17 protein-coding genes are annotated in these 24,516 nt (G+C 76.6%); 7 read left to right on the top strand and 10 right to left on the bottom strand.

What is annotated here, in order from left to right; translation table 11 throughout:
- Window positions 1-20: 20 nt before the first annotated feature.
- Entirely contained in the window at window positions 21-1,646 is a 1,626-nt protein-coding gene (locus OG550_RS32285; protein ID WP_327683552.1) for an FAD-dependent oxidoreductase, read from the bottom strand.
- 316 nt (window positions 1,647-1,962) lie between these two features.
- Between OG550_RS32285 and OG550_RS32280 the strand changes: the two genes are divergently transcribed.
- From OG550_RS32280 to OG550_RS32250, 7 genes are all read left to right on the top strand, one after another.
- Entirely contained in the window at window positions 1,963-3,129 is a 1,167-nt protein-coding gene (locus tag OG550_RS32280; protein WP_327683550.1) for a SchA/CurD-like domain-containing protein, read from the top strand.
- Window positions 3,130-3,258: 129 nt separating this feature from the next.
- A complete protein-coding gene (locus OG550_RS32275; protein ID WP_327683548.1) occupies window positions 3,259-3,693 on the top strand; it encodes a cupin domain-containing protein in 435 nt (144 codons plus the stop codon).
- Window positions 3,690-4,949 (top strand): beta-ketoacyl-[acyl-carrier-protein] synthase family protein, encoded by a 1,260-nt coding sequence (locus tag OG550_RS32270; protein ID WP_327683546.1) that lies wholly within the window; start codon window positions 3,690-3,692, stop codon window positions 4,947-4,949. The genes OG550_RS32275 and OG550_RS32270 overlap by 4 nt, the downstream gene beginning before the upstream one ends.
- A gap of 5 nt (window positions 4,950-4,954) precedes the next feature.
- Window positions 4,955-6,199 (top strand): beta-ketoacyl synthase N-terminal-like domain-containing protein, encoded by a 1,245-nt coding sequence (locus OG550_RS32265; protein WP_327683544.1) that lies wholly within the window; start codon window positions 4,955-4,957, stop codon window positions 6,197-6,199.
- A gap of 156 nt (window positions 6,200-6,355) precedes the next feature.
- A complete protein-coding gene (locus OG550_RS32260) occupies window positions 6,356-6,616 on the top strand; it encodes an acyl carrier protein (protein ID WP_327683543.1) in 261 nt (86 codons plus the stop codon).
- 1 nt (window position 6,617) lies between these two features.
- Window positions 6,618-7,073, top strand: a complete 456-nt coding sequence (locus tag OG550_RS32255) for an SRPBCC family protein (RefSeq protein WP_327683541.1) — start codon at window positions 6,618-6,620, stop codon at window positions 7,071-7,073.
- A complete protein-coding gene (locus OG550_RS32250; protein ID WP_327683539.1) occupies window positions 7,070-7,426 on the top strand; it encodes a TcmI family type II polyketide cyclase in 357 nt (118 codons plus the stop codon). Before OG550_RS32255 ends, OG550_RS32250 begins: the two co-directional genes overlap by 4 nt.
- A 130-nt stretch (window positions 7,427-7,556) precedes the next feature.
- On the opposite strand, the gene OG550_RS32245 is transcribed toward OG550_RS32250, so the two are convergent.
- From OG550_RS32245 to OG550_RS32205, 9 genes are all read right to left on the bottom strand, one after another.
- Window positions 7,557-10,697 (bottom strand): condensation domain-containing protein, encoded by a 3,141-nt coding sequence (locus OG550_RS32245; RefSeq protein ID WP_327683538.1) that lies wholly within the window; start codon window positions 10,695-10,697, stop codon window positions 7,557-7,559.
- On the bottom strand, window positions 10,694-12,721 hold the full coding sequence (locus tag OG550_RS32240; RefSeq protein WP_327683536.1) for a non-ribosomal peptide synthetase: 2,028 nt from the start codon (window positions 12,719-12,721) through the stop codon (window positions 10,694-10,696). Before OG550_RS32240 ends, OG550_RS32245 begins: the two co-directional genes overlap by 4 nt.
- 79 nt (window positions 12,722-12,800) lie before the next feature.
- Window positions 12,801-14,657: an amino acid adenylation domain-containing protein gene (locus OG550_RS32235; protein WP_327683534.1), complete on the bottom strand. Its 1,857-nt coding sequence runs from the start codon at window positions 14,655-14,657 to the stop codon at window positions 12,801-12,803.
- 40 nt (window positions 14,658-14,697) lie between these two features.
- Complete coding sequence (locus OG550_RS32230) at window positions 14,698-15,879, bottom strand: acyl-CoA dehydrogenase family protein (RefSeq protein ID WP_327683532.1); 1,182 nt, start codon at window positions 15,877-15,879, stop codon at window positions 14,698-14,700.
- Entirely contained in the window at window positions 15,876-19,112 is a 3,237-nt protein-coding gene (locus OG550_RS32225; protein ID WP_327683531.1) for a non-ribosomal peptide synthetase, read from the bottom strand. The genes OG550_RS32230 and OG550_RS32225 overlap by 4 nt, the downstream gene beginning before the upstream one ends.
- A gap of 212 nt (window positions 19,113-19,324) precedes the next feature.
- Window positions 19,325-20,689: a non-ribosomal peptide synthetase gene (locus OG550_RS32220; RefSeq protein ID WP_327683529.1), complete on the bottom strand. Its 1,365-nt coding sequence runs from the start codon at window positions 20,687-20,689 to the stop codon at window positions 19,325-19,327.
- A 191-nt stretch (window positions 20,690-20,880) separates the two neighbouring features.
- A complete protein-coding gene (locus tag OG550_RS32215; RefSeq protein ID WP_327683527.1) occupies window positions 20,881-22,227 on the bottom strand; it encodes an MFS transporter in 1,347 nt (448 codons plus the stop codon).
- Window positions 22,228-22,677: 450 nt separating this feature from the next.
- A complete protein-coding gene (locus OG550_RS32210) occupies window positions 22,678-23,634 on the bottom strand; it encodes a hypothetical protein (protein WP_327683525.1) in 957 nt (318 codons plus the stop codon).
- A gap of 166 nt (window positions 23,635-23,800) precedes the next feature.
- The gene (locus tag OG550_RS32205; RefSeq protein WP_327683523.1) at window positions 23,801-24,268 is read right to left on the bottom strand and encodes a PPOX class F420-dependent oxidoreductase; all 468 of its coding nucleotides are present in this window, start codon (window positions 24,266-24,268) and stop codon (window positions 23,801-23,803) included.
- Window positions 24,269-24,516 lie beyond the last annotated feature (248 nt).

The following is a 24,516-nucleotide window of genomic DNA, read 5'->3' as shown; positions in this document are numbered from 1 at the left end:
GCCGCGGGCGGGGGCGGCCGCTACAGCGACAGCACCGCGCGCAGCGCCCGCTCCACCGCCGCCTCCGGGTCGTCGGCCGCGCCCTCGGAGCGCCAGGCGACGAACCCGTCCGGACGCACCAGCAGCGCGCCGTCCGGGCGCACCCCGTGCAGCGCGGCGAAGTCGCCGCCCGGCTCCGGCGCCAGGTCGTCCTCGACGCCGTCGCCGATCCGGTACGCGTCCAGCGGGACGGCCAGCCGGTCCGCGGCCCGCCGCGCCGCCGCGTGCCAGGGCCCGCCCTCCGGACCGGTCAGCAGCACCACCGCCTGCTCGTACAGGTCGAGGGTGGACAGCCGCACCCCCGCGCGCAGCAGCCACTGGTGCGGCGCCCGGCTGCCCGGCTCGCCGGCCGACTCGAAGGCCTCCGGCACCACCGGACCGGCCGGATCGGTCCCGGTCACCGCGCCCGACCGGTAGCGGTAGCCGAGCGCCACCGACAGCACCCCGGCCTGCCGGCCGACGCCGGGCACCACCGCGTACCCCGGGTGGCTGTGCTCGGCCGACCGCGCCGAGGCCCGCTCACCGGTCACCCGGGCGACCGGGCGCCGCTCGCTCCCGTACGTCTCCAGCAGGCCCGGGCCGCCCCAGCCGCAGAGCGCGGCCGCCAGCTTCCAGGCCAGGTTGTGGGCGTCCTGGATGCCGGTGTTGGAACCGAACGCCCCGGTCGGGGACATCTCGTGCGCCGAGTCCCCGGCCAGGAACACCCGACCGGCGGAGTAGCGGTCGGCCACCCGCTCGGCCGCGTGCCACGGGGCCTTCCCGGTGACCTCGACGTCGAGGTCCGGGACGCCGACCGCGGCCCGGATGTGCCGCACGCAGCGCTCGTCGGTGAACGCCTCCAGCGGCTCGCCGTGCTCCGGGTGCCACGGCGCGTGGAACACCCACTCCTCGTGGTTGTCCACCGGCAGCAGCGCGCCGTCCGCCTCCGGGGCGGTCAGGTAGCAGGCGATGAAGTGCCGGTCCCCCACCACCTCGGCCAGCCGCTTCGCCCGGAAGGTGATGCTCACGTTGTGGAACAGCTCGCCCTTGCCGCTCTGGCCGATCCCCAGGGCCTCCCGGACCGGGCTGCGCGGGCCGTCCGCCGCGACCAGGTAGTCGGCCCGCACCCGCCGCTCCTCGCCGGTCTCCCGGCTGCGCAGCAGCGCCGTCACGCCCTCGGCGTCCTGCTCGAAGGAGACCAGCTCGGTCGAGAACCGGATGTCCGCGCCCAGCTCGCGGGCCGTGCGCAGCAGCACCGGCTCCAGGTCGTTCTGGCTGCACAGGCACCACGCGCTGGGGCTGAAGCGGGCGAGCCGCCCGCCCGGGTCGATCTCCCGGAACAGCCACTCCTGCTCCTCGCCGGTCAGCGACGGGGCCTGGAGGATGCCGTGGTTCGGCGCCAGCACCGAGGCCGCCTCGCGGATCGCCGGCTCGATCCCGGCCACCCGGTACAGCTCCATCGTGCGGACGTTGTTGCCTCGGCCACGCGGGTGATGCGAGGTGTCGGCGTGCTTCTCGACCAGCAGGTGTCTGACACCCAGTCGGCCCAGGAAGAGCGAGGCCGACAGCCCGACCAGCGAGCCGCCGACGATCAGGACCGGCACCCGGTCGTCAACCTTCGGATTCATCAATTGCTCCAGCCTGTACGGAGGTTCGGGGCCCTGATGCGGGCTCGGAGCCGCCCTCGACGGGGCCCGCGGACACAGCGGCCCCGTTCTTCCATCCCCCGCGCCGGGGGCGTTCTGCCGCCTCTTCGCCCGGATGGCCCGCATATCTCGCGCCGCCCGTGGCCGCCGCGCACGATCGACCTCAGGCCTGGCGCCGACCCCGACCGGCCGACCGCCACCGCACCGCCCTCCCCCGCCGGAGGCCACCCGGCCCCTCCGGCCCGGAGCCGCCGCACGCGGCCCCCGACGCGTACGGCCCAGAAGCAGAAAGTGGATCATGACGACTCTGTCCGAACCGCCCGCACGGCAGCACTCCGAATCCGAGACCCGCCTGCGGGTGGTGCTGATGCTGGAGATCCAGGACGGCGCGCAGCAGCGCTTCATGGACGTGTACGAGCAGCTCCGCCACCAGGTGGCCGGCGTCCCCGGCCATGTCAGCGACCAGCTCTGCCAGTCCATCAACGACCCCCGGCAGTGGCTCATCACCAGCGAGTGGGAGGACCAGGAGACCTTCCTGCAGTGGGTGGACAGCCCGGCCCACCGGGAGATGGTCAAGCCGATGCACGGCTGCGTCAGCGACACCTTCCGTTCGCTGCGCTACACGATCCTCCGCGAGACCTCGGCCGCCGGCGCCACCGGCACCCGGGCCCCGGAGGAGGTACCGGAGGGCCTGCCGCGCACCGCCCCCACCGGACAGGCCGGCCCGCCCAAGGCCGACCCCGGCCCCGACGGCGTGGTCCGGCACGCCCTGACCTTCACGGTCAAGCCCGGCAGCGAGCACGAGGTCGCCCGGATCCTGTCCGGCTACACCTCGCCCCGCGCCGAGGTCGACGACACCACCCGGCTGCGCCGCACCTCGCTGTTCATGCACGGCAACCGGGTCGTCCGGGCGGTCGAGGTGATCGGCAGCCTCGGCGACGCGCTGCGGCACGTCGCCATGCAGCCCGAGGTGCGGGCCGTCGAGGAGGCCATCAACCCGTACCTGGAGGAGGCGCGGCAGCTGGGCGACCCGCAGGCGGCGCGCGCCTTCTTCGCCCGGGCCGCGCTGCCCGCCGAGCACCAGGCGATCGCCGGCACCCCCGCCTCCGGGCGGCTGCACCGGCACGCCGTGCTCTACCCGGTCAGGCCCGGCAACGGGCAGGCCGTGGCCGACCTGCTCGCCGACTACGACAACCTGGCCACCGTCGACCCGACCGGCCCGGTGGTCACCAGCACCGTGTTCCACCGGGACGACGTCGTGGTCCGCCTGGTGGACCTCCGGGTGCCCGCCGAGGCGGACCCGGCCGCGGCGCTCGGCGTCGCCGGCGAGCGCGAGGCCGCCGTCCTCGGGCGGCTGCTCGACCTCGGCTCCGAGGGGGACCTGCGGACCGTCGCCGGCCTCAGCGCCGTCCTCGCCGCCCGCGCCATGAGCCCGGTCACCGACCGCACCTCCCAGCCGGTCTGACGGAGCGCCCGTCACCGGGGCCGGTCGCGGCCCCGGTCACCGGCTCCCCCTCAGCGGCTCTCCCATCACCGACGTCCCGTCTCCGCCCCATCACCGATCACCGGTCCCGACATCCGTAAGGAAGAAACCATGTCCACGCAGTACCCACGGATCGTGCACGTCTCCGAGGCACCGGAGAACCGCCGGCGCGGCGGCGACCTGCGCGCCATGCTCACCCCGAACACCTGCGGTGCCACCAGCGGGTTCATGGGGCTGGCCATCGTGCAGCCCGGCGAGCGGATCGGTGAGCACTACCACCCGTACTCCGAGGAGTTCGTCTTCGTCGTCTCCGGCGACCTGGAGGTCGACCTGGACGGCGAGACCCGGGTGCTCAAGCCCGAGCAGGGCCTGATGATCCCGATCGACATGCGCCACCGGTTCCGCAACGTCGGCGACACCGAGGCCCGGATGGTCTTCCACCTCGGCCCGCTGGCACCCCGCCCCGAACTCGGCCACGTCGACACCGAGGAGACCGAGCCGGTGGGCACCTCCGCCCCGCCGGAACACGCCAAGGTGGCCTCGTGAGCCGGCGACGGGTCGCCGTCACCGGAATCGGCGTGGTCGCGCCCGGCGGAGTCGGCGTCCCGGCGTTCTGGGACCTGCTCACCTCCGGGCGGACGGCGACCCGGGGCATCACGCTCTTCGACCCCACCGGGTTCCGCTCCCGGATCGCCGCCGAGTGCGACTTCGACCCGGGCGCCCACGGGCTCGGCCCGGACGACGTGCAACGGGCCGACCGCTACGTCCAGTTCGCCATGGTGGCGACGGACGAGGCGGTCGCCGACGCCGGGCTCGACCTGGCCGCCGAGAACCCGTGGCGGATCGCCGTCTCGCTCGGCACCGCCGTCGGCGGCACCACCCGGCTGGAGCACGACTACGCCCTGGTCAGCGCCGGCGGCGCCCGCTGGGACGTCGACCACCGGCACGCCGAACCGCAACTGCACCGGGCCTTCGCGCCCTCCACGCTCGCCTCGGCGGTCGCCGAGCGGACCGGCGCCCGCGGCCCGGTGCAGACCGTCTCCACCGGCTGCACGTCCGGCCTCGACGCCATCGGGTACGCCTTCCAGACCGTCGAGGAGGGGCGCGCCGACATCTGCATCGCCGGCGCCTCCGACTCGCCGATCTCGCCGATCACCGTCGCCTGCTTCGACGCCATCAAGGCCACCAGCGAACGCAACGACGACCCGGCGCACGCCTCCCGGCCGTTCGACGCCCACCGCGACGGCTTCGTGCTCGGCGAGGGCGGCGCCGTCCTCGTCCTGGAGGAGCTGGAGCACGCCCGGCGGCGCGGCGCCCGGATCTACGGCGAGGTCGGCGGCTTCGCGACCTTCGGCAACGCGTACCACATGACCGGCCTCACCCAGGAGGGGCTGGAGATGTCCCGGTCGATCGACCACGCACTCGCCCACGCCCGGGTCGAGCGCACCGACGTCGACTACGTCAACGCGCACGGCTCGGGCACCAAGCAGAACGACCGGCACGAGACGGCGGCCGTCAAGCGCTCGCTCGGCGAGCACGCCTACCGGACGCCGATGAGCTCGATCAAGTCCATGGTCGGGCACTCGCTCGGCGCGATCGGCGCGATCGAGGTGGTCGCCTGCACCCTCGCACTCGACCGCGGGGTGGTCCCGCCGACCGCCAACTACGAGACACCCGACCCGGAGTGCGACCTCGACTACGTACCGCGCACCGCGCGGGAGATGCCGCTGCGCCACATCCTCTCGGTCGGCAGCGGGTTCGGCGGATTCCAGTCCGCCGTCGTGCTCACAAGAACGGGGTGAGATCCATGACGTCACGTCAGCAGAATCGCCGGGCGGTGATCACCGGCCTCGGCGTGGTGGCGCCGAACGGCGTGGGGGCCGACGCCTTCTGGAAGGCCACCAGGCAGGGCGTGAGCGTCCTCGACCGGATATCCCGCGAGGGCTGCGCGGACCTCCCGCTGCGCATCGCGGGCCAGGTGCGGGACTTCGACCCGACAGCCGCCGTCGACAGCCGCTACCTGGTGCAGACCGACCGCTTCACGCACTACGCGATGGCCGCCGCCGACCAGGCGGTGGCGGACGCCGGGTACGTCCCCGACCCCGAAGACCCGTACGCGGTCGGTGTGGTGACCGCGGCCGGGTCCGGCGGCGGCGAGTTCGGCCAGGGCGAGCTCCAGCAACTGTGGGGCAAGGGACCGCAGTTCGTCGGCCCCTACCAGTCCATCGCGTGGTTCTACGCCGCCAGCACCGGCCAGGTGTCCATCCGCGGCGGCTACAAGGGCCCGTGCGGGGTGGTCGCCAGCGACGAGGCCGGCGGCCTGGACGCCCTGGCCCACGCCGCCCGCGCCATCGAACGCGGCACCGACGCGGTGGTGGCCGGCGCCGCCGAGGCCCCGCTCGCGCCGTACTCGATGGTCTGCCAGCTCGGCTACCCCGAGCTGAGCCTCTCCGACCAGCCCGACCGCGCCTACCTGCCGTTCTCCCCCGCGGCCGCCGGCTTCGCCCCCGCCGAGGGCGGCGCCATGCTGCTGCTGGAGGACGAGCGGACCGCCCTCCGGCGCGGGGCCGCCGTCCGGGCGCACATCGCCGGCCACGGCGCCACCTTCACCGGCGCCTCCCGCTGGGAGGCCTCCCGGGAGGGCCTGGCCGCGGCCATCCGGATCGCCCTCGAAGAGGCCAGGATCTCGCCGGAGGAGGTCGACGTGGTCTTCGCCGACGCCCTCGGCGTGCCCGCCGCCGACCGCGCCGAGGCGCTCGCCCTGGCCGACGCGCTCGGCCCGTACGCCGAACGCGTCCCGGTCACCGCCCCCAAGTCCGGTACCGGCCGGGCCTACTGCGGCGCGCCGCTGCTGGACACGGCCGCCGCCGTACTCGCCATGGAGGACGGCGTCCTGCCGCCCACCCCCAACGTCACCGAGGTCGGGCACGACCTGGCCCTGGTGACCGGACGCGCCCGGCCGGCCGAGCTGCGCACCGCGCTGGTGCTCAGCCGCGGACTGATGGGCTCCAACTCGGCACTGGTGCTCCGGCGCGGCGGACAGGAGGCCTGACGGGCCCACGCCCGGACGGCCCGCCGCTCCGATGCCCCACCGCCCTGCTGCTCCACCACTGCTCCACCGCTGCTCCACCGACCCGAGCCCGCCCCGGCCGTCGGTCCCACCGCTCGACCGCTCAACCGCAACTCGCTCGCTATGAAGGGACATCCCGTGAGCAACACCCTCAGCTATCCCGAACTCGCGACGCTCATCCAGGCCCGGGCCGGCGTCGCCGTCGACCCGCTCGAACTGGAGCGCCCCGGCGCCAGCTTCGACGACTTCGGCGTGGACTCCCTCGGCCTGCTCGGCGTGGTCGGCGAGCTGGAGAACCGGCACGGCGTGAAGGTCACCAACGGCGCGGAGTCGGCGAAGACCCCCGCCGAGTTCCTGGAGCTGGTCAACTCCGTCGTCACCGCGAAGGCGGGTGCCTGAGATGCCCGGCCACACCGACAACGAGATCGTCATCGACGCACCGCTCGACCTGGTCTGGGAGATCACCAACGACCTGGAGAACTGGCCGCAGCTCTTCAGCGAGTACGCCTCGGTCGAGGTACTGGAGCGGGACGGCGACCGGGTCACCTTCCGGCTGACCATGCACCCCGACGACGACGGGAAGGTGTGGAGCTGGGTCTCCGAGCGCACCACCGACCGGTCCTCGCTCGCGGTCCGCGCCCGGCGGGTCGAGCCCGGACCGTTCGAGTTCATGGACATCCGCTGGGAGTACGCGGAGGTCCCGTCCGGCACCAAGATGCGCTGGGTGCAGGACTTCTCGATGAAGCCGACCGCGCCGGTCGACGACGACGGCATGGTCAACCACATCAACCGCAACTCCCGGATCCAGATGCAGCTGATCCGCGAGAAGGTCGAGAAGAGGGCCGCGGAGCTGTGAGCACGACACCTCCCCTCACCACGCAGACGCACCGCGCGCTGATCGTCGCCCGGATGAAGCCGGACGCGGCCCAGGGCATCTCCCAGGTGTTCGCCGAGTCCGACCGGGGCGAGCTGCCCCACCTGATCGGCGTCACCGGGCGGAGCCTGTTCCAGTTCGGCGACGTGTACCTCCACCTGATCGAGGCGGACCGGCCGCCCGGCCCGGCCGTCGCCCAGGTGGTCGGCCACCCGGAGTTCCGGGCGGTCAGCGACGCGCTCACCGCGTACGTCCAGGCGTACGACCCGGCCACCTGGCGCGGGCCGAAGGACGCGATGGCGCGTGAGTTCTACCGCTGGGAGCGCACCGGCTGAGCCGCCGGTGGCGGCAGTCGAGCGGACACCCCGCGGCCCGAGGCCTGCGGGGTGTCCGCTCGTGCGGGGTGCGGGGTGCGGGGTGCGGAGTGTCCGCTCGTGCGGGCGGGGCGGGGCGCCGGTCGGACGCTCAGCCGGTCGGCCCGGTCATGGCGGCGAGGACGGCGCGCCAGTCCTCACCGGGCTCCGGGCTGAGCGGGTCGGCCAGCGCCTCGGCGCGGTAGCGCCAGGGGCGGCGCAGCTCGGGATCCGCGCCCCCGGCCTCGGTGACGGCCTCGGTGACGGTGACGGTGCTGAACGAGCCGAGCAGGCGGACCAGTTCGGCGGCGAAGTCCACCCAGGCCACGTGGCCGGTCACCGCGTTCACCACCCGCCCGGGTGTGCGGGTGGTGCAGGCCGCCAGGGCCCGGGCGAGGGCCGCCGAGTGCACCCAGCTCGCGCCGTACCAGTCGTCGCCGCCCTCCGGTGCCGGGCGGGGCAGGATGATCGGCCGCCCCGCCAGGGCGTCCTGGTAGAGCGCGCCGGTGGCCCCCCAGCGGAGCTGGTCGCGCAGCCGCCGGTGCGGGCCCCAGACCAGCGGCGAGCGGACCACCGTCACCGGTCCCCGGAGGTCGGCGGCCTCCAGGAGGATCCGCTCGCACTCCAGCTTGGCCCGCCCGTAGGCACTGACCGGTTCGACGGACGGTCCTGCCTCGGCGACCTCGCCCGGCGCGGGGCGGCCGTACGCGTCGATGCTGCTGACGAAGACGAAGCCGCCCCCACCGCCCCCGCCGCGCCGGCCCTCCACCAGGGCGCGCATGGCGGCGACGTCGACGGCGTGCTCGGTGAAGGTGCAGGCGGAGTGGATGACCGCGTCCACGCCCTCGACGGCCCGGCGCAGGCTGTCGGGATCGCCGAGGTCGCCCTCCGCGATCTCGACTCCGCTGCGGGCCACCAGGTGCGCGGACTCGGCCCGGACCAGTGCACGGACCGGGCGGCCCTGGGCGAGCAGCTCCTGGAGGACGGCCGCGCCGACGCCCCCGGTGGCCCCCGTCAGCAGCACGGTGCCGGCCCGGACGGCCGCGCCCCGGGCCCCCGCGCCGCGGGCCCCTGCGGTACGGACGGCCGCGGTGGCGGAGCGGCGGTCGTCGGCGCGGGTGGTGAGGAGCGCGGCGAGGGCCTGCGGCGTGCGCTGTTCGAGGACGTCCAGGCCGGTCAGCGGCAGCCCGGTACCGGTGCGCAGCCGCTCCGCCAGCTGGACCGCGACCAGGGAGTGGCCGCCGAGCCGGAAGAAGTCCCCGTCCGCCGCCGGGCGCCCGCCCAGCAGCTCGCCGAAGGCCGCCAGTACCGCCGCCAGATGGGCCGGGTCCGTGGCGACGGTGTCCGCACCGGCGGCAGTCGCGGTGGCGGTGGAAGTGGCGGTGGCGGTGGAAGTGGTGCTGGCGCCGGCGCCGGGCGCGCCCGGGAGACGGGCGGCGTCGACGGTGCCGTCGGGGCGGCGGGGCAGGGCGTCCAGGAGGGTGACGGCCGCCGGGAGCCGGTCGGGCGGCAGGTGGCGGCGGAGGGCGGCCCGCAGGTCGGTGCCGCCGGGCGCGGAGGGGCCCCGGACGACGGCGTAGGCGAGGGCCGGTCCGTGCCCGGGGCTGAACACCGCGGCCTCGGCGACCCGGGGGTCGGCCAGCAGGGCGGCGACGGCCGGGTGTTCCGGCCCGCCGGGCACCGTCGAGGTGGTGGGGAGGCGGGTGCCGGGGAGCTCGGACAGCGGGCGGTCGGCGCCGGGAGGGCCGGCGGCGACGGCCGTGAGCAGCTCGGCGAAGGCGGCGTGCAGACGGCAGGCGGTGGCCTCGTCGAGTGCGGCCGGGTCGTGCTGGAGCAGGCAGCGCGGGTGCGGGCCGTCCTCCACCAGCAGGGTGAGGCCGAACTTGGCGAGCCCGAGGTCGATGTCGACGGCCTCGGCGGTGAGGCCGGGCAGGCCGAGCGGCTCCGGCGGGCCGACCAGGTCGCAGCTGACGGAGAGCAGCGCCGTGCCGTCCGCGCCGCGGGCGGCGGCGCCGAGCCGCTCGACGACCAGGTCGAACGGGACGTCGTGGTGCGCCTGGGCGTCGAGCAGCGCCGTCCGGACGAGGGCCAGGACCTCGGTGAAGGCCGGGTCGCCGCCGGGGAGTTCGGCGCGGACGGGCAGGGTGTTGACCTGGAGTCCGACCAACCGGCGCAGTTCGGGCCGGGCCCGGTGGCCGCCGGCGCAGCCGAGGACGAGGTCGGGCTCGCCGGTGGCGGTGCGCAGGGCCGCGAACGCGGCGGCCAGCACGACGGCGAAGAGGGTCGCGCCGTGCCGGGCGCCGAACCGGCGCAGGCCGTCGAGGGTGTCGGCGTCGAGCGGGGCGCTGTGCAGGGCGGCCGGCCGCTCCGGAGTGCCGGGCGGCACGGGCCGCAGCAGGGGCAGCGGGCGGGCGCCGGCGAGCCGGGCGGCCCGGGCGGCGGCCGCGGCGGCGAGCTCGCCGTCGCGGCCGCGCTCCCAGCGGGCGTAGTCGGCGTACGGGAGCCCGGGGTCGGGCAGGGTGTCCGGGCGCTGCTCCGCGGCGGCCGTGTAGAGGGCGGCGAGGTCGGCGGCCAGGGTGGGCAGGGAGCCGCCGTCGACGGCGATGTGATGGAGCGTCAGGAGAAGGGTGTGGTCGTCGGGGGCGTGCCGGAGGAGGAGCGCGCGGAGCACCGGGCCGGTGGCGAGGTCGAACGGGCGGAGCGCCTCGGCGCGCAGCAGTGCGGCCGCGGATCCGGGGGCGTCGGTGCCCGGGGTGTCCGGGGCCGCGGGCAGGACGGGGAGGGGGACCGGGACGACCGGTCCGGTCTCCTGGAACGGGCCGTCGTCGCTCCGGCCGTAGCGGGTGCGCAGGACGGCGTGGCGGGCGGTCAGACCCGTGAGGGCGGTGGCGAGCGCTTCGACGTCCAGCGGGCCGCGCAGGCGGGTGGCGAGCGGCACGTGGTAGCGGGCGCCGCCCTGGCCGAGCCCCTCCATCAGCCACATCCGGTGCTGGGCGTGGGAGAGCGGCGCCGGGCCGGTGGCGTCCGTGCGCGGCACCGGCCCGGTCCCCCGGCCGGGGCCCGTGCTCCGGCCGGGGCCGGTGGACGCGGCGGGAGCGGGGCCGGCGGCGGTCTGCGCGGTGGGCCGGGCGGCGTCCGGGGGTTCGGGCGCCCGGTCGGCGGTGGTGTCCGCGACCCGGAGGCGGGCGCGACGGAGCAGGGCGGCCTGGTCGACCGGGGAGGCCGGTCCGGGCCGGTCGGCGGGGGCGGTCATCGGGTGGGCTCCTGGGAGTGGGCGGCGGGCCGCGCGGCGGCTTCTGCGTCGGCATCGACGTCGGGATCGGCGTCGGCGTCGGCATCGGCATCGGTGTCGGCATCCGCGGTGTCGGCGCGATCGGCAGGCCCGACGAGGTCGGCGGACCCGCCGGTCGCACCGGACTCGGCCGCGAGGAGGGCGCGTTCGATCAGCGCGGCCTGGCCCGCCACGGTCGGGTGGTCGAGGAAGTCGCCGAGCGGCAGCTCGACCCCGAGGTCCTCACGAAGGTCGTCCACCACCCACATGGCGAGCAGGGAGTGGCCGCCCTCCGCGAAGAAGTCCGCGTCGGGCTCGGCCACCCGGTGCTCCAGCGCCCGCGACCAGGCCGCGGCCACGACCTCCTGGATCGGGGTGAGCTCCGCGCCCGTCCCCGGACCGGCGGCCCCGCCCGGCGCGGGCCGGTCCTCCGCCGCCAGGGCGCGGCGGTCGACCTTGCCGCTGCCGGTGAGCGGCAGGGCGTCCAGCACGGTCCAGGCGGTGGGCACCAGGTGGGCCGGGAGCCGTTCGGCGAGCTGCCGGCGGAGGGTCTCGGGCGTCGGGCGGGTGCCGTCGGCGGGCACGACGTAGGCGGTCAGCGCGGCGTCCTCGGAGCCGGCCCGGCGGACCACCACCGCCGTCTCGGCGACGTCCGGCAGGCTGCGCAGCGCGTGCTCGACCTCGCCGGGCTCGATCCGGAAGCCGCGGACCTTCACCTGGTCGTCCAGCCGCCCGTGGAACTCCAGGGTCCCGTCGGGACGCCGGACGACGCGGTCGCCGGTCCGGTACGCCCGGCCGAGGCCGGGGACGTCCGCGAAGCGCTCGGCGGTCAGCTCGGGACGGCCGAGGTAGTCGAGCGCCAGCCGGGCACCGGCGATCCACAGTTCGCCGCGGGTGCCGTCGGCGACGGGCCGCCGGTCCTCGTCGAGGACGACCGTGCGGGCACCGCCGAACGGCCGGCCGATCGGGACCGGGCCCGTGCAGTCGTCGGGCCGGACCCGGTGCAGGGTGGTGAAGGTGGTGGCCTCGGTGGGTCCGTAGGCGTTGACCAGGTCGAGCCAGGGGAAGGCGCGCAGCACCGCGTCCGCGTGCTCGGCGGAGAGCGCCTCGCCGCCGACGACCAGGGTGCGCAGAACGCCGAAGACCCGCGAGCGGCGGGCCGCCAGCTGGTGGAAGAGCGCGGTGGTGAGGAAGGCCGTGGTGACGCCGAACCGCTCGATGTCGCGGGCGAGTTCCTCGGGGGTGGGGCGCTCGGCCGGCGAGACGGCGGCGGCGGCGCCGCGCACCAGCGGGGCCCACAGTTCGAAGGTGGCGGCGTCGAAGGCGGCGGGCGAGTGGAGCAGGACGCGGTCCCCGGGGCGGAGCGCGATCCCGTCCGGCGCGGTGACCAGGTCGGTGACGGCGCGGTGCGGCACCCGGACGCCCTTGGGCCGTCCGGTGGAGCCGGAGGTGTAGTAGACGAGGGCGACCGCGGCCGGGTCGGCCCCGGCCGGAGCGGGGACCTCGGCGGCCCCGGCGGCGTCGACCGTGCCGGACGCGGCGCGACCGGACTCGGTGAGGGCCAGCGAGCGGTCCGCGGCGAGGCCGGCGTCGGCGAGCAGCGCCTTGTCGCCGACGGTCAGCCGGACGCCGGCGTCGTCGAGCATCGCGGTGAGGCGCGGACGCGGGTACGCCGGATCGAGCGGCACCACGTGGCCGCCGGCCCACCAGACGGCGAGCTGGGCGACGGCCTGGCGGGTGGCGCGGGCGCAGAGCAGTCCGACGGCGGTGCCGGGGCCGACCCCGCGGGCGGCCAGCTCGGCGGCCAGCACGGCGGCCCTGGCGGCGAGTTCCCGGTAGGTCAGGGCGGTCGAGCCGTCGGTCACGGCGAGGGCCAGGGGGCTCAGCTCAGCCTGCCGGGCGATCAGCTCCGGGACGGTGGCGGCGACGGCGGGCGCGGGCGCGAGGGCCGTTTCGGCGGGCGCGGCGGGCACGGCGGCAGGGGTGGGCGTGGCGGCGGAGGTCATGGGGTGGTTCCCTTCCGGGCACCCCGGCGGCGGGCCGGGGTGCCCTGCGGCGGCGGTCGGGAGGTGCGGCGGCGGCCCGTCAGTCGGCGGCGACGGCGTCCGCGAGCCGGTCGTCGATCAGCCGGGCGATGGCGCGCAGGTCGGGCTGGCGCAGCAGCAGCGGGGCGCGCAGCCGTACCCCGTACTCCTCCTCCAGCGCGGCGAGCAGCCGGGCGGCGGCGACCGAAGTCCCGCCCACGTCGAGGAAGTTGTCCGCCGGTTCGAGGTCCGCGCGGCCGAGCAGCCCGCGGCAGAGCCGGAGCACCGTCCGCTCGGTGGGGGTGGCGGCCTCCTCGGGCCCGGGTCCGGCCTGCTGGGCGGCCTCCTCGGCCTTGAGCAGCGCGGCCCGGTCGATCTTGCCATTGGCGTCCAGCGGGAAGGCGTCGACCAGCCGGAGGGTGCCCGGCACGGCCTGCTCGGGCAGCCACGGCCGGACGGCGTCCAGCAGTTCGGCGCCCGTGGGCGCGGGGCCCTCCGGGGCGGGCTGGACGAAGGCGAGCAGCTGGGCCCCGCCGGCCGGACCGGGCCGGGCGGCGACCGCGGCGCGGCGGACCCGGGGGTCGCGTTCGAGCGCGGCCTCGACCTCGGCCGGCTCGATCCGCACCCCGCTGACCTTGACCTGGTCGTCGAGGCGGCCGAGGAACTCCACCACGCCGTCGGGGCGCATCAGGACGCGGTCGCCGCTGCGGTAGACCCGGTCGGTGCCCTCGACCTCGTCGGGGGCCGAGACGAAGCGGCGGGCGGTGAGCTCCGCGTCGAGGTAGCCGATGGCCAGGCCCCGTCCGCCGATCCGCAGTTCGCCCGCGTGGCCGCGCGGCACCGGGCGGCCCTCCTCGTCGGTGACCAGCACGACGGCGCCGGGGACCGGGCGGCCGATCGGCGGCGCGCCGGTGCCGTGGTCGGCACCGGGCGGCATGCTGTGCACGGTGGTGACCACGGTCGCCTCGGCCGGGCCGTAGGCGTTGTGGACGGTGGCGGTGACGTCCGCCCCGGGGGTGCGGCGCAGCCGGTCGCCGCCGACCATGAGGTGGCGCAGGGTCAGTCCGGCGGGCCAGGGGCGGTCGAGGACCGGCTCGGCCAGCGGGGTGGGCAGCACGCCGACGGTGATGCCGGCCGCGCGCCACCAGTCGGTGAGCGCGGCCGGGTCCCAGCGGACGGCGTCGGGGGCGACGCTGAGGGCGGCGCCGGAGGTGAGCGCGGCCCACAGCTCCATCAGGTGCGGGTCGAAGGCGACGCCGATCAGCAGGCTGTGCCGGTCGCCGGGCCCGAGGCCGGTCAGTTCGCGGTACCACTGGAGCAGCGCGCCGAGCCCGGACTCGGCGACCGCGACGGCCTTCGGGGTCCCGGTGGAGCCCGAGGTGAGCACGGTGTACAGGGTGCCGGCGGGGGTGCGGACGCCCGTCGTGCGGTCGGCGGCGAAGGCCGCGACGACGCCGGGCGTGCCGGGGGCGTCCAGCGGGCGGTGGAGGCCGTCCCGGTGGGCGGGCGGCAGCAGCGCCGGATCGCCCACCAGGCAGGCGGGGCGGAGCTGTTCGGCGACGGCCTGGAGCCTGCGCTCGCCCGGGCGCGGGCCGAGCGGCAGGTGGACCGCGCCGAGTCTCGCGACCGCGACGGTGGCCGCGACCAGGGCGGCGGAGTGGTCCAGGCAGAGGCCGACCAGGTCGCCGGGGTGGACCCGGTCGGCCAGGGTCTCGACGAACTCGTCGGCGAGGGCGTCGAGTTCGGCGTAGCTCAGGGTCTGCTCGCCGTCGACCAGCGCCGGGGCGTGCGGGGTGCGGCGGGCCCAGCTGGTGAAGAGGTCGAGCACCGCGCCGTCCTGGTGCGGGCGGCCGTAGGCGATGCTGGCACCGGACTGGTGGGAGTCGGACTCGCGAACGGCGGACCGGGGGTTCGTCATGGCTTCTCCTCCAAGCGTCGATCGGGTGGTCGTCACGGGTTCACCCCAGGCCCATGGCCTTGGCGACGATCACCTTCTGGACCTCGGAGGTCCCCTCGATGATGGTCGTCATCCGGACGTAGCGGTAGAGGAACTCCAGCGGGTGGCCGCGCACCCAGCCGGTGGCGCCGTGCACCTGGAGCGAGCGGTCGACCGCCCTGACGGCGGTCTCGGAGGCGGTGAGCTTGGCGAGCGCGGCGTTCTCGGGGGCCTCGGTGCCGTCGTCCACCAGCCGGGCGCAGGCCAGGGTGAGCAGCTTGGAGGCCTCGACCTCGGCCCGGGTGCTCACCAGGTGCTCCTGGATGTGCTGGTAGTCGCCGATCCGCTGCCCGAAGGCCTGCCGCTCGCGGGCGTACTCGACACCGAGCCGCAGCGCGTACTCGGCGATGCCGTTGCACATCGCGGCGACCACCAGCCGGCCCCGGGAGAGGCTGTCCATGGCGAGCGCGGTGGCGGCGCCGACCCCGTCCTCGCCGCCGATCACCGAGGCCATCGGGGCGTGCAGCCGGTCGAGCGTCAGCTCGAACAGCGGCTCGCCGGACATCCCCTCGTAGCGCTGGCCGATCCGCAGGCCCGGGTGGTCCATCGGCAGGACGAAGGCGGTGGCGCCGGCGGTGGGCCCTGCGCCGTCGCCGAGGTCGGTGGCGGTGACCACGAGGGCGAGGTCGGCCCGGTCGGCGTTGCTGACGAAGGTCTTGCGGCCGTTCAGCAGCCAGCCGTCCCCGTCCCTGACGGCGGTCGTGGTGAGCCGGAAGGCGTCCGACCCGGCCTGCGGCTCGGTGAGCGCCAGGCAGCGGGTCCGCTCGCCGCGGACCAGCGGGACGAGGTGGCGTTCGACCTGCTCGGGCGTGCCGTGCCGCAGCAGCGGGCTGGGCCCGTCGGAGCCGGCCAGCGCGTACGGGGCGAGCGCGCAGCCGCTGCGCCCGGCGGCGTGGTGGAGCAGCACGACGGCGGTGAACGGCATGCCGGCGCCGCCGAGTTCCTCCGGGTAGTCGCCGGCGTAGAAGCCGAGCGCGGCGGAGCGCTTGCGCACGTACGTCCGCAGGTCGGCCGGCGGCTGCTCGGCGGACTCTCCCAACTCGGCGGCCAGGGGTTCGAGTTCGCGGCGGACGAAGCTCTCGAAGGCGTCGGTGAGTTCGCGGTGGCCGGCTTCGAGTATGGCGGAGGGGGCGGAGAGGCTCACTGGTCGGCTCCGGTCAGGGCGCGGGCCTGGTCGGCCAGGACGGGGTGCTGGAAGAGCGTGCGCAGCGGCGGGCGGGCGCCCAGGCGCGGCTCCAGCCAGGCGGCGAGCCGGGCGGCGAGCAGGGAGTGTCCGCCCACCTCGAAGAAGTGCGAGTCGGCGCCGAACCGGTCGTGGCCGAGCACCTCGCGCCAGGCCTCGGCGACCATGGCCTCGCCGGGGCCGGTGAAGGCCTGCGGTTCGGCCGCGGCGGCCGCGGCCTCGTCGGGCGCCTCGGCGGCGATCCGGGCCAGGGCGGCGCGGTCGGGCTTGCCGCCGGGCAGCAGCGGCATCGCGGCCAGGGCCGTCCAGGACGCGGGGACCAGTCCGGCCGGGAGGCGGCGGGCCAGGGCGGCGTGCAGCGCGGCCTGGTCGGGCTGCTCGCCGCCCTCCAGGAAGCCGAGCAGGCGCGGGCCGGCGGTGGCGTCCCGGTGCAGCACGACGGCGCAGGAGCGGCCGCCCAGTTCGGCGGAGGCGGCGGCTTCGATCTCCTCCAGCTCGATCCGGAAGCCGCGCAGCTTCACCTGGTTGTCCTGGCGGCCGAGGAAGCGCAGCCGGCCGTCGAGGCCGCGGAAGCCGCGGTCGCCGGTGCGGTAGACCCGCTCCCCGCCGAGCGCGGGGACGGCCACGAACCGGGCTCCGGTGACCTCCGGCAGGCCGAGGTAGCCGTCGGCCAGCGCGTCGCCCCCGACGGCGAGCTCGCCGACCGCGCCGGGCGGCAGCGGGCGCAGGCCCTCGTCCAGGACGTGCACGCGCACGCCGGGCAGCTCGGTGCCGAGCGGGATCTCGGCGGCGTCGGCGGTGACGGCAGCCTCAGCGGCGACGGCGGCGTCGGCGGTGACGGGATCGGCGTCGGCCGGTCCGGCTTCGGCCGCGCCGGTCTCCGCCAGGTCGGCGTCGGTGATCTCGTGCACGGTGGAGGTGACGGTCGCCTCGGTCACCCCGTAGGCGTTCAGCACGGTCACGGCGGTGCCCGCGGTCAGTCCGCGCAGGGCCCGCGCGGGCAGCCGCTCACCGCCGAGGACGAGCAGGCGCGGGGACCAGCGGCCGTCCGCCAGCGCCTCGCGCAGGTCCTCGCGGACCGCCAGGGCGTAACTGGTCGGCAGGTTGGCGACGGTGACGCCGCGGGCGGCCAGCACCGCGACCAGCTCGGGCCCGGTCGGCACCTCGCGCTGCGGCAGCACCAGGGCGGCGCCCGCGGCCAGCGAGGGCAGCACCTCCTCCAGCGCCACGTCGAAGGACGGGCGGGCGAAGAGCAGCACCCGGTCCGCGGGCCCGAGCCCGTAGCGGGCGGCGACGGCGGCGGTGTAGTGGGCCAGTGCGGCGCGGCCGACCAGGACGGGCTTGGGCACGCCGGTGGAGCCGGAGGTGTGGACCACGTACGCGGCGCCGTCGAGCACCGCGGCGGGCTCGGCCTTCGGGAACGGCGGGCCGTCCAGCAGGGCCGGGGCGACGGTGCCGGGCAGCGCGAGCGCGCTCTGCCGGGTCGCGAGGACCAGTGCCGGGGCGAGCCGCTCCAGCAGCAGGGCGAGCCGGGCCTGCGGGTCCTCGGCGGAGAGCGGGGCGTACACCGCGCCGTGGCGCAGGCAGGCGAGCAGCGCGACCACGCTGTCCACACCGCGCGGCAGCACGGTGGCGACCGGCTGGCCGGGCGTCACGCCGGCGGCGCGCAGGCGCTCGACGAGGGCGTCGACGCGGCGGTCGAGGTCGCCGTAGGAGAGCCGCTCGGTACCGGCCAGCAGGGCGAGGGCGCTCGGGTCGTGGGCGGCGGCCGGGTCGAGCACGGCCGGGTCGGACGCGGCCCGCTCCGGGTGCACCGAGGCGGGTCCGGAGGCGGGCTCGACGGCGGGCCCGGAGGCGGGCGCGGCCGGTGCAAGGTCGGCGAGCGCGGCCTCCGGCCGGTCGAGGTAGTCGCGGAGCAGCCCCAGCAGCCGCTCGGCGAGCAGGCCGGCCGTCTCCTCCGCGAACAGGTCGGCGTCGTAGTCCCAGACCAGGGTCATCCCGGGCGCGCCGAGCTTCTCGCCGACCACCCGGCGGTCGTCGGGCAGCAGCACCAGGTCGAGGTCGAAGCGGGTGGTGCCGGTGTTGAACCCCTCGTACAGCGACACCTCCAGCCCGGGCGCCTGGACGTCGGGCAGCGGTGCGTCGTGCGCGCTGAACATCACGCTGAACAGCGGGTTGTCCGCGCCGGTCGTGTGCCGGCCCAGCTCACGGGTCAGCTCCTGGACGGGCACGTCCTGGTGGGGCAGCGCACGGAAGAGGACGTCGGTCACCTCGTCGACCGTCTCGGTGCCGGGCGCGGCGGGGTCGAGCCGCAGGCGCAGCGGGACGGTGTTGACGAACATGCCGACGGTGCCCTCGAAGCCGGGCGGGCGGTTGCCGACGGCGGTGCCGACCATCAGCTCGCGGTGGCCGCTGTGCCGCCGCAGCATTTCGGCGAAGAGCGTGAGCAGCGTGGAGAACGGGGTGTGCCCGTCCCGCCGGCCGCGCTCGCGCAGCCGCTCGGCGAGGTCGGCGCCGATCGACTGCCGCAGCTGGCCGCCGCGGTGGCGGCGCACGGCTCCGGGCCGGGCCAGTCCGGGGAGCGTCAGGTCGACCGGCGCGTCGGCCAGCTCCCGCTTCCAGTAGGCGAGTCCGCGCTCCCTGGCGGCGTCCTGCGCGGGACCGGCGGCGCGCACGTGGTCCTCGTACGAGGGGGCGGCGGGCAGTTCGGCGGTCCCGCCGAGGACGTGCGCCCGGTAGACGGTGAAGAGGTCCCGGAGCAGGATCGCGAACGAGCGCCCGTCGTGGATGAGGTGGTGCTCGACGTGGATCAGCCGGTGGTGGTCGTCGGCGAGCCGGACGAGGTGCCAGCGCAGCAGCGGGGCCCGGGTGGTGTCCAGCGGCTCCTCGGCCTCGGCGGCGAGCAGCGTCCGGAACGTCGCCTCGGGGTCGGGGTCGGCGGAGAAGTCGCTGGTGCGCAGGCGCGGTTCGGTCCGGGCGCCGACCCGCTGGAGCGGCAGCCCCTCCGAGCGGGCCACCAGTTCGAGCCGGAGGCCCGGGTGGTGGGCGATCACGGCGGCCAGACCGGCCCGGAGCGCGTCGGTGTCGAGCGGTCCCCAGAGGTCGAGGGCCGCGGTGAAGTTGTACGCGCGACTGCCGGGCAGCATCTGCTCGTGCAGCCAGACGATCTCCTGCGACGAGGAGAGTGCGAACATGGGCAACTCCCTTACGGTGGTGGCGGGTCGGTATGCGGTTCGACGGGACGGGCGGGCACGGTCAGCCCGCCTCTGCCGGGCGGGCCGGGGGTGGTGGCGCGCGCGGCGGGTTGTTCGGGTCGGTGTGGGTGGCGGTCAGTGGTCAGTGGTCAGTGGTCAGTGGCCAGTGGTAGGCAGGCAGGTGACGGGCGGCGGGCGGCGGGCGGCGGGGTTCAGTCGGCCGGGCCGAGGTGGCGGCGGAGCGTCGCCAGCAGCGCCCCGAACGCCGCCTCGGCGTCCGCGTCCCGGTAGCGGTCGCGGTCCCAGGCCAGCCGGACCAGCAGGTCCTCGCCGTGCGAGGCGGAGACCGCCAGCGGCGCCGCCAGCGGACGACCGCCCAGGTGGGTCTCCCGGCCGGCGGTGCCGCCGAGGACCAGCGGCGGGCGGCGGTTCAGGTCCTCGAAGGTCAGCAGGCCGTCCAGGGCGCCGGACCAGCGCGCACCGGCCGAGCGGGCGGCGCGCACCACCTCGTCGTACGGGGTGTCCGCGTGGTCGAGGTCGTCCCACCACTCGGCGCCGAGCTCGTCGAGCCCCCGCGCCGGTCCGGGCGGCGCCGGGTGGACCAGGGTGTTCAGGAAGCAGCCGAGGACGGGCTCCGCACCGGGCGGGCGACCGCCCCACGGGTAGCCGAGCGCGAGCACCCGCTCGTCCCCGGTGAGCCGGCGGGCGGCGACGCCGACCGCGTCCAGCAGCGCGGGGAAGACCCCGCCCCGGGCCGCCCCGGTGGCGGCGGGCAGCCGGTGGGCCACCATCCCGGTGGACCAGGCGACCCCGCCGACGGCGGCTCCGCCCCGGGACGCTTCGTCCGGGGGCGCTTCGTCCAGGGCGCCGAGCCGGGCCGCCCAGTGGACCTGCGCGGTTTCGCTCGCGGCGGCCGCCTCGGCGGCCAACTGGCCCTCCACCGCTGCCCGGTAGGCCTCGACGCCGCCCTGACCGTCCCGCCGGTCCTGCTCCTCCCCCTGCTCCTGCTCCCGGTCCTGCCCCCGGTCCTGCTCGTACGCCGAGGTGAGATCCGCCGTCACCAGGCCGAGCGACTGCTCGTCACAGGCGGCGTGGTCCAGCGCGACGGCCAGCAGCTCCTCCTCGTCGTCCGGCGCGGCCGCCAGCAGCAGGCGCAGCACCGGCCCGTCGGCGGGCCAGTCCAGCAGTGCACGGCGCAGCGCGGCGGCGGCGGAGCCGTCCGGCCCGGCGGCCCCGTCCGGCCCCGGCGGGTCGGTCGCCACCCGGGCCACCTCGACGGAGGGTCCGCCGAGCCGCAGGACGGGCGTGCCGCGGACCGTCGTGAACGCGCCGCGCAGCGCCGGGTGGCGGGCCGCCAGCCGGACGGCGGCGCGGCGCAGGTGCGGCAGGTCGACGGTGCCGCGCGGGAAGGCGAAGAACAGCGGCACGATGTCGGCCCGGCCGCGCAGGTCGCGCCGGCGGGTGATCAGGAACCGCCGTTGGGCGCCGGTGAGCGGGAGCAGCTCCGCCGGGGCGGGTGCGGCGTCGAGGACGGACCGGTAGCGGGCGAGGTAGGCGGCCGTGATGCTGGAGTGCACGGAAGGTCTCCGCTTTCGGTTCGGGGCGTTCGGAGGTCCGGTGGCCGGTGCGGGATGGCGGCGGGCGGCGGCCCGGTACGGCGCGGCGCCCCGGTGTCCGGGCGGCCGGCCGGGGCGGGGCGTGCGGACGGACCGCACGGGCGCGGGGATGCGGGTGGGGTGGGGTCGGGTGGACGGGGCGTGCGGGCCTTTCAGCGCACCGGTCTGACGGCGTCGGCACCCTCCGGGTCGGCACGGTCCGGCTCCGAGTCCGGCTCCGGCTCCGGACCGTGGTCCGGCCCCCCGTGGTCCGGCCCGGCGGGCAGGTCCCGCATGCCGCGCAGCGGCGAGAGCAGCAGCGGCACGGGCACCGCCAGGATGCCGACGGCGCAGACCCAGAGCGCGGCGCGCGGCCCGGCCGCGTCGGCGACGGCGCCGCCGAGCAGGGCTCCCAGCGGCAGGGTGCCCCAGACCAGGAAGCGCATGGTGGCGTTCATCCGGCCGAGCAGCTCGGGCGGGCAGAGGCTCTGCCGGAAGCTCACCTGGGCGACGTTGTAGACCACCGCGCCGAACAGCACCGCCACGCCGCCGACCGCGAACAGCACCGCCCCCGCGCGCCCGTCCGCGAGCGGCCAGAGCAGCGCGAACGGCCCGGTCACCAGCGGTGCGAGCCAGATCAGCCGGCCCTGGCCGATCCGCCGGGCCAGCGGGCCAGCGCAGAGCGCCCCGGCCAGGCCGCCCACCGCCGAGACGGAGAGCAGCACGCCGATGGCCGCCGGGGAGAGCCCCAGGACCCTGACCCAGAAGACCGTCTGCACGGCCATCAGCACCGCGCTGAAGAGGTTGGAGGTGGCCGTGGCGGCGGCGATCACCCGGAGCAGGGGGTGCCCCGTGACGAACCGGACGCCCTCGGCGATGTCCGCGCGCAGCGAGCGGCCGGGCTCGGCGTGCGGCCGTGGTTCGTCGGCGCGGATCCGGGAGAGCAGCGCCGCCGAGACGAGGTAGCCGACCGCGTCGGCGACGATCGCCAGCGGCGCACCGAGCAGCTGGACCAGCCCGCCGCCGAGCCCCGGTCCGGCGATCTGCGCGGAGGAGCGGACGGTCTCGACCGCGCCGTTGCCCGCGACCAGTCGCTCGCGCGGCAGCAGCACCGGCAGGTAGGACTGGTGGGCGACGTCGAAGAAGACCGTCGCCACCCCGGTGACCAGGGCCACCAGGTAGAGCTGGACCAGGGTGAGCGCGTCGAGCGCGGCCGCCGCCGGGATCGATCCGACGGCGAGGCAGCGGAGCACGTCGGCGCGGATCAGGACGGGGAGCTTGCGCATCCGGTCCAGCCAGGCACCGGCGGGCAGGCCGACCAGGAGGAAGGCGGCGGTCTCGGCGGCCGTCAGCAGGCCGACCTGGAAGGGCGAGGCGTCGAGTTCCACCACCGCGACCAGGGGCAGCGCGACCAGGGTCACCTGAGTGCCCGCCTGAGCCGCGACGGCTCCCGAGAGCAGGAGTCTGAAGTCGCGTCTGGCCGACGGGCGGGTGCGGGGCGGACTGGGCTTGTCGTTCATCAGTACGACTCTCGGTTACCGATTCGCTACCGGGCAACCGTCTGGCTCGTTTCCGGCCCTCCCCCCGAACGACCGGATCACGCCGGTCACGCAGGCTTCCCTTAGCCGCCCCTTATGTCACGCCCCGCGGCCCGCGACCCGATTCCGCAAGCGGGACCAGCGCCGTCGCTCCACCGCCGCGACCGGGGCTTCCTGTCCACCGCTGCGTCCGGTATTCGGACTCATACTTTCCGGCCAGCGGACGGACGCCCTCAACTTGGCCGGAACCGGTGAAGTGCTGACGTTCCGTCACTTGCCCGTGGTTCCACCGTGGTATCCGCAGCGGAACGGCCCCCGGACCGCTGGGGGTCCGGGGGCCGCGGGCACCGCTCGGGCGTCGGCAGGGTACCGCTCGGGCGCCTGTCGGCAGGGCGCCGGTCAGGTGCCGGTCAGGTGTCGGCGGGGTGCCGGTCAGGCCGGGTCGAGGACGGCGTCCGGGGTGCGGCCGGCCTGGGCCTGCTCGATGCGCTTGACCAGCATCGCGGCGAGCCTGCGGGCGCCGGCCGGGTCGACCGGGCCGCCCTCGGTCGTGACGCTGGCGACCACCGTGCCGGACCGCAGGACGATGCTCACGCCGTCCCGGCCGGCGATCTGCCCCTGGAACGCGCGGCTCTCGGTCCCCAGCACACCGAGGTCGAGCGAGCTGTACCTGCCGTCGCCGTAGGCCGCGTACGCCTCCTTCAGCCGCTCCTTGGCCTCCGCCTTTCCGGCCAGGGTGTCGACGGCGAAGCGCGCGGTGACCTCCCCGGAGGCGAAACGGCCCGAGCCGCTGAGCGGCTTGCCGGTGCAGGGCGTGGCGGCGGTGCAGGTGGTCGCGTGGTCGGCGGTGTCCACCTTCCGCTTCTCCTCCTCCCAGCCGGGTATCGCCTTCTGGTCGGGCAGGACCTGGAGGACGAGCCTGTCGTCGAGCAGCAGGGTGTCCGAGTCCGGACCGGCCGCCGGCTGAGCACCGCCGCCCGCGGTGCCTGCGGTGCCCGCACCGGCGGCGGTACCGGCGGCACCGGCCGTGGCCGCGCCGCCCGACGCCCCGCCCGTCGTGGCGCCGGCCGTACCGCCCGTGGCACCGCCCGTCCCGCCGCCCGTCGTGGCACCGCCCGTCGCCGTACCGGCCGACGGGGTGCCGCCCGGCGAACCCGAGGCCGCACCCGAGGCCGCACCCGGGTCCGCGCTGCCGGTCGGGGCCGAGGACGCGGTGCCGGACGCGGCGGCCGCCGTGCCCTCCGAGCCGCCCGGGCTCGCCGGGGCGGCCGCCGGACTCCCGGCGGCGTCGCGGGAGGTCCCCGACCCCCCGGATCCGCAGGCCGCCAGCGTCCCCAGCAGCACACCCGCCGCCGCCGCGGCGGCCACCTTCCGACCGACCGTCCCCATGTTCCGCCCCTCTCGTGTCCGTGGCCCCTCAAGATAGACGCGGACGGGACCGATCGGTTCCCCGGGGCTCCGGCCCCGCTCTCCGGCGCCGAGCGGCCACGGCCCGGGCACACTGGAGGGCGGAACAGGACGGACGGAACGGGGACGGGTGGGCCGGGACGGCGGGTCAGGCCCGGTCGGCCTGCGCCCTGCCCGACGCGGTACTGCCCGGCGCGCCCGGCGGCAGCGGCTCGACCCCGGTCACCCGGCTGACCCGGGTGGGCTCGACCAGCACCACCACCCGCCGCTCCCCGGGGATCCGCCAGCCGTACCCGTCCGCGCCGAGGTAGGTCCGGGCCAGCCGGTCCATGTTCCGGTCCGCCTCCTCCCCCTCGACGAACCGCACCACCCGCCCCCGGATCTGCACCCGGTCGTACGGGTCGGCCGGGTCGGCGAGCGACAGGCAGACCCGGGGGTCGCGCCGCAGGTTCCGCTCCTTGACCCGGCCGACCGAGGTGTTGAACAGCAGCAGGTCCCCCTCCATCCCCACCCACATCGGGCTCACATGCGGCGACCCGTCGGCGTTGACCGTGCCGACGTACCAGATGTGTCCCGCCTCGATCCGCTCGCGGACGTCCTTCGAGATCTCAGCCATGCGCCGAGTCTCCCCATCCGTGCCCCGGCTCACCCCCGTCCCGTGCCCGCACCCGACAGCCGCGACCGGGCCGCGACCGGGCCGCGACCGGGCCGCACGGGACCCTTCGGGTGAACTCGACGGGACCGACGGGGTGATCGGCGCGGGACGGATACCCGGGCGGGGCCCGTTCACCCGGATCGCGCAGGGCACCCGGGTGAACACGCCGAGGAGTCCACCCGAAGGGCGCACCGCACCGCCTGCCGCTG

The sequence above is a fragment of the Kitasatospora sp. NBC_00458 genome (genome assembly GCF_036013975.1).
Taxonomy (GTDB): Bacteria; Actinomycetota; Actinomycetes; order Streptomycetales; family Streptomycetaceae; genus Kitasatospora.
Note: the sequence above shows the minus strand (reverse complement) of the source record. Positions and strands in the feature narration are given on the sequence as shown.